Origin of the sequence: Mesorhizobium sp. M2A.F.Ca.ET.067.02.1.1, from assembly GCF_004023285.1 — a bacterium.
In the GTDB taxonomy this organism is placed as follows: Bacteria; Pseudomonadota; Alphaproteobacteria; order Rhizobiales; family Rhizobiaceae; genus Mesorhizobium.
The window spans coordinates 1-9,485 of record NZ_RZSB01000163.1 but is presented as its reverse complement, the minus strand read 5'-3'; the positions used below and the strand labels follow the sequence as shown (position 1 = coordinate 9,485).

Annotated in this window: 8 protein-coding genes; 3 read left to right on the top strand and 5 right to left on the bottom strand. The window is 64.7% G+C overall.

The window, feature by feature from the left end:
* Positions 1–96 precede the first annotated feature (96 nt).
* The gene (locus tag EOA28_RS13960) at positions 97–1,320 is read right to left on the bottom strand and encodes an argininosuccinate synthase (RefSeq protein WP_127386247.1); all 1,224 of its coding nucleotides are present in this window, start codon (positions 1,318–1,320) and stop codon (positions 97–99) included.
* Between the two features lie 1,073 nt (positions 1,321–2,393).
* Here EOA28_RS13960 and EOA28_RS13955 point away from each other — a divergent pair.
* Positions 2,394–3,035, top strand: coding sequence for a LysE family translocator (locus EOA28_RS13955; protein ID WP_126080421.1), 642 nt, complete (start codon positions 2,394–2,396; stop codon positions 3,033–3,035).
* A 34-nt stretch (positions 3,036–3,069) separates the two neighbouring features.
* Here the strand turns inward: EOA28_RS13955 and EOA28_RS13950 are convergent, their stop codons facing one another.
* The 4 genes from EOA28_RS13950 to EOA28_RS13935 all read right to left on the bottom strand — a co-directional run bounded on the left by EOA28_RS13950 (position 3,070) and on the right by EOA28_RS13935 (position 7,742).
* Positions 3,070–4,314, bottom strand: a complete 1,245-nt coding sequence (locus EOA28_RS13950) for an MFS transporter (RefSeq protein WP_210212047.1) — start codon at positions 4,312–4,314, stop codon at positions 3,070–3,072.
* 130 nt (positions 4,315–4,444) lie between these two features.
* On the bottom strand, positions 4,445–4,912 hold the full coding sequence (locus EOA28_RS13945) for a hypothetical protein (protein ID WP_127252483.1): 468 nt from the start codon (positions 4,910–4,912) through the stop codon (positions 4,445–4,447).
* Positions 4,909–6,141 carry a 23S rRNA (adenine(2503)-C(2))-methyltransferase RlmN gene (gene rlmN / locus EOA28_RS13940; RefSeq protein WP_127252482.1) on the bottom strand — a complete coding sequence of 411 codons (1,233 nt, stop codon included), beginning with the start codon at positions 6,139–6,141 and terminating at the stop codon, positions 4,909–4,911. The genes EOA28_RS13945 and rlmN overlap by 4 nt, the downstream gene beginning before the upstream one ends.
* Before the next feature lie 98 nt (positions 6,142–6,239).
* Positions 6,240–7,742, bottom strand: a complete 1,503-nt coding sequence (locus EOA28_RS13935) for a DHA2 family efflux MFS transporter permease subunit (RefSeq protein ID WP_245501522.1) — start codon at positions 7,740–7,742, stop codon at positions 6,240–6,242.
* Between the two features lie 249 nt (positions 7,743–7,991).
* Between EOA28_RS13935 and EOA28_RS13930 the strand changes: the two genes are divergently transcribed.
* Together EOA28_RS13930 and EOA28_RS13925 are read left to right on the top strand one after the other, a co-directional pair.
* Positions 7,992–8,291: a hypothetical protein gene (locus EOA28_RS13930; protein WP_127252478.1), complete on the top strand. Its 300-nt coding sequence runs from the start codon at positions 7,992–7,994 to the stop codon at positions 8,289–8,291.
* Between the two features lie 180 nt (positions 8,292–8,471).
* The coding region (locus EOA28_RS13925) for a chloride channel protein (RefSeq protein WP_148670713.1) at positions 8,472–9,485 on the top strand (1,014 nt) is incomplete at its 3' end.

The window sequence follows — 9,485 nt, the reverse complement described above, 5'->3', positions numbered from 1 at the left end:
TCTCTGAAGTGGTCTGAACTTTTCTATATTAGATATTTGAAATAAAAACCCGGCGTTTCCGCCGGGTCGTCTGATCGCTGCCGTATCGGCAAAATATCAGTGCTTGCGGTTTCTCGCGGCCAGCGTCCTCAGCCGAAGCCCGTTCAGCCGGATAAAGCCTTCCGCGTCCTTCTGGTCGTAGGCGCCACGGTCGTCTTCGAAGGTGACCAGCGCATCGGAATAGAGTGTCTTTTTCGACTTGCGGCCGGTGACGATGACATTGCCCTTGTAGAGCTTCAGCCGCACCGTGCCTTCGACATCCTCCTGGCTCTTGTCGATCATCGCCTGCAGCATGTCGCGCTCGGGCGAGAACCAGAAGCCGTTGTAGATGAGCTCGGCATAGCGCGGCATGAACTCGTCCTTGAGGTGGGCAGCGCCCCGGTCGAGCGTGATCGATTCGATCGCCCGGTGAGCAGCGATCAGGATGGTGCCGCCGGGGGTCTCGTAGACGCCGCGCGACTTCATGCCAACGAAACGGTTCTCGACGAGGTCGAGCCGGCCGATGCCGTTGTCGCGGCCGAGGTCGTTCAGCGCCGCCAGCATGGTTGCCGGCGACAGCTTCTTGCCGTTGAGCGCGACCGGATCGCCCTTGAGGAATTCGATCTCGATCTCGGTGACGGCATCGGGCGCGTCCATCGGCGAGACGGTGCGCTGGTGGACAAATTCCGGCGGCTCGCTCCACGGGTCCTCCAGCACCTTGCCCTCGGAGGAGGAGTGCAAAAGGTTGGCGTCGACCGAGAAAGGGGCTTCGCCGCGCTTGTCCTTCGGCACCGGGATCTGATGCTGTTCGGCGAAGTTCAGAAGGTCGGTGCGCGACTTGAACGACCATTCGCGCCAGGGCGCGATGACCTTGATCTCCGGGTTCAGCGCAAAAGCCGACAATTCGAAGCGGACCTGATCGTTGCCCTTGCCGGTGGCGCCATGGGCAATCGCGTCGGCGCCGGTCTCCTGGGCGATCTCGACCAGATGCTTGGTGATCAGCGGCCGGGCGATCGAGGTGCCGAGCAGATAGGTGCCCTCATAGACGGCGTTGGCGCGGAACATCGGGAAGACGAAGTCGGCGACGAACTCCTCGCGCACGTCGACGATGCGGATGTCCTTGATGCCCATCATCTCGGCCTTGCGGCGCGCCGGCTCCAGCTCGCCGCCCTGGCCGAGATCGGCGGTGAAGGTGACGACTTCGGCGCCGAGCTCGGTCTGCAGCCACTTCAGGATGATGGAGGTGTCGAGGCCACCGGAATAGGCGAGCACGACTTTCTTGACGTTTTTGAACTTGGACATTTTTGGCGGTTCCGCAGGAAAAAGCTTCGGGGGCGAGGTATCATGGGGTTTCCAGGCGGCGCAAGAGACGAAGGATGCGGTAGTGTCTCAGTTTGAAATATGAGCGGCTATGGATCGCAGCCGTCCGACTGTCGCGCCATGCGCCGAACTCCTATATGCTTACCGCAAAGCGCGGGAGCTTTCATGTCATACGCAGTCGAGACATGCCCGGACGATGTGGACCGTCCGAAGACGCTTCTCCACAGCCTAGGCGAAGAGGGAAGCCGGATCATCAACGTGATCTGGCAACCGGGGCGGGATGTACCCACCGACATCGGTCCGATAACCCAGCCATCCGGCTACGTCATCGTGTTGGAGTATCCGAGCTAAGCCGACCGGAGGCCAGAAGCGCCCCGGCGACGTGATCGGCGACGCCGTCCACGTCATGCGTATTGCGACTGGCGAGGAAGCCGACGACACGCTGGATGACGGCAAGCGCGGCCCCTACGAGAAAAGGGTGACATGCGCATAGAGTTCTATGGATTGCATTTTGATCTACCTTCGGATTGGGCCGACAGAACAGATAACGTACCCGAGGGTGTACCAACCCTTGCCCTTCCCTCCGGAGTTGGAGCGTTTCAGTTCACGATTGCCCGCTATGCTGGAGGCAAACATCCGCGAGTAAGCATAGTTGCACTGCGAAGCATGCTCGCTGAATTTTGCAGAAAGCAGCCCCGAGCGTTTGACGATCCGGTTACAAACATGGGCAAGGTATTTTCTGTCGGGTGCGTGTCCCACGACCTCAGTGAGACACTCGGAGTTTGGTATCTCTCGAATGGAAGTGACGTCGTTTTGGCTACCTACCTCGGTTTGTCATTCGATCATCCAGAAGTCGCGTCAGAGTTGGCTGAAGTCAGGCAATCGATAGCGACTATGGATTTTTGACGGTCCCGAAATTCAAACTGAGACACTACCACGGAAGCCTGCCGGTGGCACAGGCTGGGCCAGATGTTTGCCAGGACAGACGCTGGCGTGGCAGAAAGCGCCGCGTTATAGGGCGCGCGATCCACCCGAGGCGACCCCCGAGGCGACCAATGTCCTTCATTCCCGAGACTTCGACGCTCATCCAGTTCGCCATTGCCACCATCATCCTGGCGATCACGCCGGGGCCTGACATGACGTTGTTCGTCTCGCGCACGCTGAGCCAGGGCCGTGCCACCGGCTTCGCCTCGATGGCTGGCGCGCTCACCGGCACGCTGATCCATACAACGCTGGTGGTGGTCGGCATCTCGGCGCTGATCGTCGCCTCGCCTATGGCCTTCTTCGTGCTCAAGATCTTCGGCGCCGGCTATCTGGTGTTCCTGGCCTGGCAGGCGGTGATGAAGGGCTCGGCCTTTTCACCGGAGAAGCGGACAGGACCGCAGGTTTCGCTGTTCCGCAGTTGGGCGGCCGGGCTCGGCGTCAACCTGCTCAACCCCAAGATCATCCTGTTCTTCATGACCTTCCTGCCGCAATTCGTCTCCGCGCATGATCCGAACGCGTCCGGCAAGCTGTTCTTCCTCGGCGTGATGTTCATCGCGCTGTCGATCCCGGTGACGGCGCCGATGGTGCTGGCGGCGGAAAAGTTCTCGGCGGCGATGAAGGCCAGCCCGCGCGTCACCCGCGTGGTCGATTATCTCTTCGGCTGCGTGTTTTCGGCCTTCGCGCTCAAGATCCTGACCGCGCAGGCGAAGTAGCTGTCGCTCGGCGCTTGCGGCAATCGGCAAGGGTTCAGCGATATATCTTCACCGCATGCCTTGCCAGAGCGATGATCGCCGCGGCGGCGATGAGCGCGCAGACGCCAGGCCATCCCCAATGGCCGTAGATCTTGACGCCGATCCAAGAGCCGGCGCTGCCGCCGAGGAAAACTGAGGTCATATAGGCCGTGTTGAGCCTGCTGCGGGCGTCGGGCCGGATCGCGAAGACACGCGCCTGGTTGGCGGTCTGACCACTCTGCACGGCGATGTCGAGGAGCAGCATGCCCGCCGTGAGCGCCAACAGGCCTGTTGCTCCGCCAAGCCCGCCGCCGAGCAGGACGATCCCCGCCGCGATGCCGGTGAAAAAGGCGAGCGGGCTGACGACGTCGGGACCCTTGCGGTCGATCAGCCGGCCGACGACCGGCGTGCAGAACACGCTGGCCGCGCCGACCAGCGCGATCAGCCCGACCGCCTGGCCGCCGAGATGGTACAGCGGTCCGCCGAGCAGCAAGGCCAGGCTTGTCCAGGCGGCGGTGAAGCCGCCGAACATCAGCGCCTGGTAAAGGCAGGAGCGGCGCAGCTCCGGCTCGTCGCGAAAGAGGATGAAGGCCGCCGCGACCAGCGACGGGTAACGCTGCGAAGATGTCGGCGCCGTCCTGGGCAGCACCAGGCCAAGCAGGACGGCTAAGGCGAACAGCGCCGCCGCGGCGACCAGGTACGGTCCGCGCCAGCCGAGATGCTCGCCGAGAAAGCCGCCGAAGGTGCGGGCCAAAAGAATGCCGGCCAGCAATCCGCTGAGCAGCGTGCCGGTGACCGCCCCGCGCCGCTCCGGCGGCATCAGCCCGGCCGCCATCGGCAGCAGGATCTGCGGCACCACGGTGGTGATGCCCGTCGCCATGCTTGCGACTGCCAGCACCGGCAGCGTCGGCGCCTGGCTGGCGATCAGAAGTGCTGCGGCCGTCAGCGTCAACAGGGTTGCGACAAGCGGACGATGCGGAAGCCGGTCTCCCAACGGCACCAGCAGCAGAAGGCCAAGCGCATAGCCAAGCTGGGCGGTGGTGACGACCAAGGCCGCCGTGTCAGCAGGGACGTGCAGGTCGGACGCGATCAGCAGCGTGATCGCCTGGGGAAAGTAAATGGTGGCAACGCTTACGCCGCAGGCAATCGAGAGGATGAACAGCAGGCCGGCGCCGAGGCCGGAAGGGCTGCGCTCGGCCGGTTGATCGAGCCGTTCGGCCACGGCGGCGGCCGAGCCGCCATTCATTTCACCTTCCGCCATGGCCCTGCTCCTGTCGGTCTTGCCAGAATGTCTCGGCACGGCGGGCCAAATTCGATTCGGGCAGCCTCTTCAAGTCGATGGGTTTTGACATGATCCGCTGCAGAAAAGTCTGCAACTTTTCGTCATCAGCTCAAGGGTCCGCGTCGGCCAGGGGCGGGCGGCGCCAGCTTCCGGCCCAGCGGCCGGCGGAGAGCCAGTAGAAGATGCCGCCGACCATGCCGCAGCCGATCACGGCCAAGCGGACATTCGTCGCGGTGACATCGAAATTGGCGTCGCCCACATTATGCACGAAGCCGAGGAAGACGATGGCGACGACCGCGCCGCCCAGCGCGTAGAACAGCCAGTCGCGCCGGCCAAGCACCTCGGCCGCCAGGATCACGACGGCGGCCGGCATGAAGGCGAAATAGGCGACGAACAGCGCCACGAACGGCACCGAAAAATAGAGCGCCGGCGCGATCGTCGGGTGGCCTGGCTCCAGCGCATAGCCGAAATAGCCGAGGAAGAGCGCGTTGAGAAAGGCGCTCGCCGCCAGCGAGCCGACAATATAGCCGATCAGGATGACGGCGAAGCGGACGAGATAGGCGATGATACGCCTCACGCCTCGCCGTGCCCCGCGATCATCATGGCTTCGAGCGCCAGCCGGTCCACCTTGCGCATCCGCTCCGATTCCGACTTGAGCTGGCCGCAGGCGGCGAGGATGTCGCGGCCGCGCGGCGTGCGGATCGGCGAGGCGTAGCCGGCATTGTTTATGTAGTCGGCAAACTTTTCGATCGTCTCCCAGTCCGAGCACTGGTAGTTGGTGCCGGGCCACGGGTTGAACGGGATCAGATTGATCTTGGCGGGAATGCCCTTCAAGAGCTTCACCAGCGCCTTGGCGTCGTCGAGGGAATCGTTGACGTCCTTCAGCATCACATATTCGAAGGTGATGCGCTTGGCGTTGGAGAGGCCGGGATAGGCCTTGCAGGCGGCGATCAGCTCCTTCAGCGGGAATTTCTTGTTGATCGGCACCAGAAGGTCGCGCAGGTCGTCATTGGTGGCATGCAGCGAGATCGCCAGCATGACGCCGATCTCCTCGCCGGTGCGGGCGATCTCCGGCACCACGCCCGAGGTCGACAGCGTGATGCGGCGCTTCGACAGGGACAGGCCGTCGCCGTCGGAGGCGATCAGCAGCGCTTTCTTCACCGCCTCGAAATTGTAGAGCGGCTCGCCCATGCCCATCATGACGATGTTGGACACTTTGCGCCCTTCGGCCGGGACGATGGCGCCGTCCGGCGTGTCGCGGTCGGGGAAATCGCCGAGCCGGTCGCGCGCGGTGAGCAGTTGCGCCAGGATCTCTTCCGTCGTCAAATTGCGCACCAGCTTCTGCGTGCCGGTGTGGCAGAAGGAGCAGGTCAGCGTGCAGCCGACCTGCGAGGAGATGCAGAGCGTGCCGCGGCCTTCCTCGGGGATGTAGACGGTCTCGATCTCGACGGGACGGCCGGCGCCGCGCGGCGGAAAGCGGAACAGCCATTTGCGCGTGCCGTCGGAGGAGATCTGCTCCTCGACGATCTCCGGCCGCGCGACGGTGAAATGCGTGTCGAGCGCGGCGCGCAGGTCCTTGGAGATGTTGAACATATGCGCGAAGTCGGATACGCCGCGCACATACATCCAGTGCCAGAGCTGCTGGGCGCGCATCTTTGCCTGGCGCTCCGGCACGATGCCGGCACTGATGAGCGCCTCGCCGATCTCGGCGCGGGTCAGGCCGATCAGGGACGGCTTTTCGGCCGAGGCTGCGCGGCGCAAGGCGTCACGGGCGCCTTCGGCGGTAAGATCAAGCGAAACGGTCATGGTGGCGCCAATATAAGCGATTTGCGGCCGATTTCAGCACCGGCCTGACAGGAAGCGCGGCGCATAGCACAGCTTGGCGCCGGAGTCATGCGCCGGGCTTACCCTTGAACTTCCGCCTTGCGGCGATGGCCGCTGACCTGCTGGCCATCTTCCGGATGGAGAAAGAAGAATCCCGGGATGGAGAGCAGCGGGATCACCGCCGTCAGCAGGAACGCCCAATGGAACTGGCTCGCCGTCGGCGCATGCACCTCCCCGGAGACGAGGCCGAGCACCATGGCGGCGATCGAAACGCCGAGCGCGACGCTGAGCTGCTGCAGGACGCCGCCCAGGCTGGTGGCGCGGCTGAGCTTCTCGGCCGGCAGGTCGGCGTAGGACAGCGTGTTGGACGACATGAACTGCGCCGAACGAACAATGCCGAAGCAAAAGACATAGAGGCCGATCAGCCAATGCGGGGTGTCGGCGTCGAGCAGGGCAAAGCCCGCCACGGCAACAGAGCCGACCACGGCGCTGCCGCTCAGCACGGCCTTGAAGCCGAAGCGCCGCAGGAAGAAGGACAGCAGCGGCCGCATCAGCAGCGCGCCGAAGCTGCCGACGAAGGTCAGCGATCCGGAGGTGACCGGGCTCATGCCGAAGCCGACCTGCAGCATCAGCGGCAACAGGAAGGGCGCGCCGTTGAGGCCGATGCGGCAGAGCCCGCCGGCCAGCGTGCCGACCCGGAAGGAGCGGAAGCGGAACAGCGTGAGATCGACCGCGGGCGCCGCGACTCGGCGCGCATAGTGGCCGAAGGCGAAGAGCAGCAGGACCGAGGCCGCCAGCACCAGCATGGTCGCCAGCGGCGAAATGATCGGCCTGCCGATATTCTCCAGGCCGAATTGCAGGAGTGCCGCGCCAGCACCCACCATGAGGAAGCCGGCGAAGTCGAAAGGCTGGGCTTCCTCGCCGTGGAAATTGTCGACGAAGTGCAAGGCGGCGAGAATGCCGATGAGGCCGAACGGCACGTTGACATAAAAGATCCAGCGCCAGGAGGCGTAGGTGGTCAAGAGGCCGCCGAGCAGCGGTCCGATGACGGGACCGACGATCGCCGGCAAGGTCATGTAGGTCATGGCGGTGATCAGCCCGCTGCGTGGAAAGGAGCGCAGCAGGATCAGCCGCCCGACCGGCGTCATCATGGCCCCGCCCAGTCCCTGCAGCGCGCGCATGGCCAAAAGCATGCCGACGCTGTCGGCCACGCCGCACAGAACCGAGCCCAGGGTGAAGGTGAAGAGCGCCAGGGCGAAGATCCTGCGGGCGCCGAACCGGTCGGCGAACCAGCCGCTGACCGGGATGAACACGGCCAGGGTCAGGATGTAGGTGGTGATCGCCAGATTGAGCCGGACCGGGGTGGTGTCGAGGCTTTGCGCGATGGCCGGAATGGCGGTGGTGAGGATGGTGGAATCGAGCTGTTCCATCAGGAAGGCGATGGCGACGATGGCCGGGATGATCAGCTTGAGGCGCGGGTCGCGCTCGGTCGCGAAGAGATGCTGTTCCAATTGTCCGCCAGTTCCGTCGTGCAGGAAGCGATGGCCCGCCCGCGAGCCATCCGCGATCAAGCCGGCGATCACCTTGCGCGGCCCTGCCGGCCTGGCCTCCCGCCGCACCGGACTGCTTTATGGCCCCATCGATGCGAAGCGATAGCGATTTCGGCTGGCACAGAGGTCAACAAATGTTGACCTCCTGCCGCGCCGAAACGCGGCGCTGACGGCCGCCGCCTTCTGAAAATCGATCACATATTCGTGTTGGCGTAACCAATCGAGACGCGTCCGCGAACCTGAAAGGGGCGACCATGCCCCTCAACAATGGGAGTTGTTCAGATGCACTCGATCAAGATCGCACTCGTTGCCGGCCTCGCCGGTCTTTGCGCCTCGCAGGCCTTCGCCGAGGACACGATGGGCGCCATGACCATGATGAAGGGCGGCCAGGTCACCGCGATCATGCCGGACGGACACATGGGCACCATGATGCCGGACGCCAAGATGAGCGCCGACATGATGAAGATGGCCAAGCCCATCAAGCATTGCATGATGATGATCACCGACGCCAAGGGCAAAGCCTACATGATCGATACGTCGACCAAGAAGGCCCAGGCGGAATGTGAAAAAATGGCGATGTGACCTCGCCGACAGCGCGTGCCGACCTCCCCGCCGGCCGGTACGCCGGCGGGTTATCTGCCATTGTATCACATCTCCTTGAGCGCCGTTCCTGGACGTTGCCGGCATAGCGTCGGGCTCGTCCTCGCGGGTTGATCGGCGCCGTCATTGTGCTAGGCCGGGCCTACCAACGAGAGGCTCGTCATGGCCGGCATATCCCGAAAGTACCCGATGCTGCGGCGTTCCCACGCCATGTGGGTGTCGCGCCGCGTCTGGCAGCCGCGGCTCGTCTTCTGGGCCGGCGCCATCTCGATCGGCCTGATCAGCGTCCTGTTCGCCCTGCTCGCCGACCGCGCGCAGGCCTTGTTCCACGTCATGACCGGCAATGAGGGCGGCTGGCGCTTCTATCTGCCCCTGATCGTGACGCCGCTTGGGTTCGTGCTCTGCGCCTGGCTGACGCATTCCTTCTTCCCGGGATCGCAAGGCAGCGGCATTCCGCAGGCGATCGCGGCGCGGCATCTGCGCGACGAGGACGATCGCAGCCGCATCCTGTCACTCAGGCTGGTGGTGGGCAAGATCGCGCTCACCATCGCCGGCCTCGCCTGCGGCGCCTCGATCGGCCGCGAAGGCCCGACGGTGCAGGTCGGCGCCTCGCTGATGCTGCAGGCGGCGCGCTGGGGCGGCATGGCGCAGGCGCGCGGGCTGATCCTGGCGGGATCGGCCGCCGGCATAGCCGCCGCCTTCAACACGCCGCTCGCGGGCATCGTCTTCGCCATCGAGGAAATGGGCCGGACCTATGAGGCGCGCACCAACGGGCTGGTGCTGACGGCGGTGATCCTGGCCGGCCTCGCCTCGCTCGGGCTGCTCGGCAACTACACCTATTTCGGCGTCGCCAAGGACACGGTCGCCTTCGCCGCCGACTGGCCGCTGGTGCTGGCCTGCGGCATCTTCGGCGGCGGGGTCGGCGCGCTGTTCTCGCTCTCGGCGTTGAAAGTCATGCGCCGCATCCGGCGCTGGAACGCGTTGCAGCCGCTGCCGCGCGCGCTGGTCGTGGCGGCCGTCTGCGGGCTCGCCGTGGCGGTGATCGGCGTGGCGTCCGGCGGGCTGACCTTCGGCACCGGCTATGCGCAGGCGCGCGGCGCGATCGAAGGCACGCCGCTGCCGGCCTTCTTCTTCGTCGAGAAATTCGCGGCCGGCATGCTGTCGATGGTGTCGGGC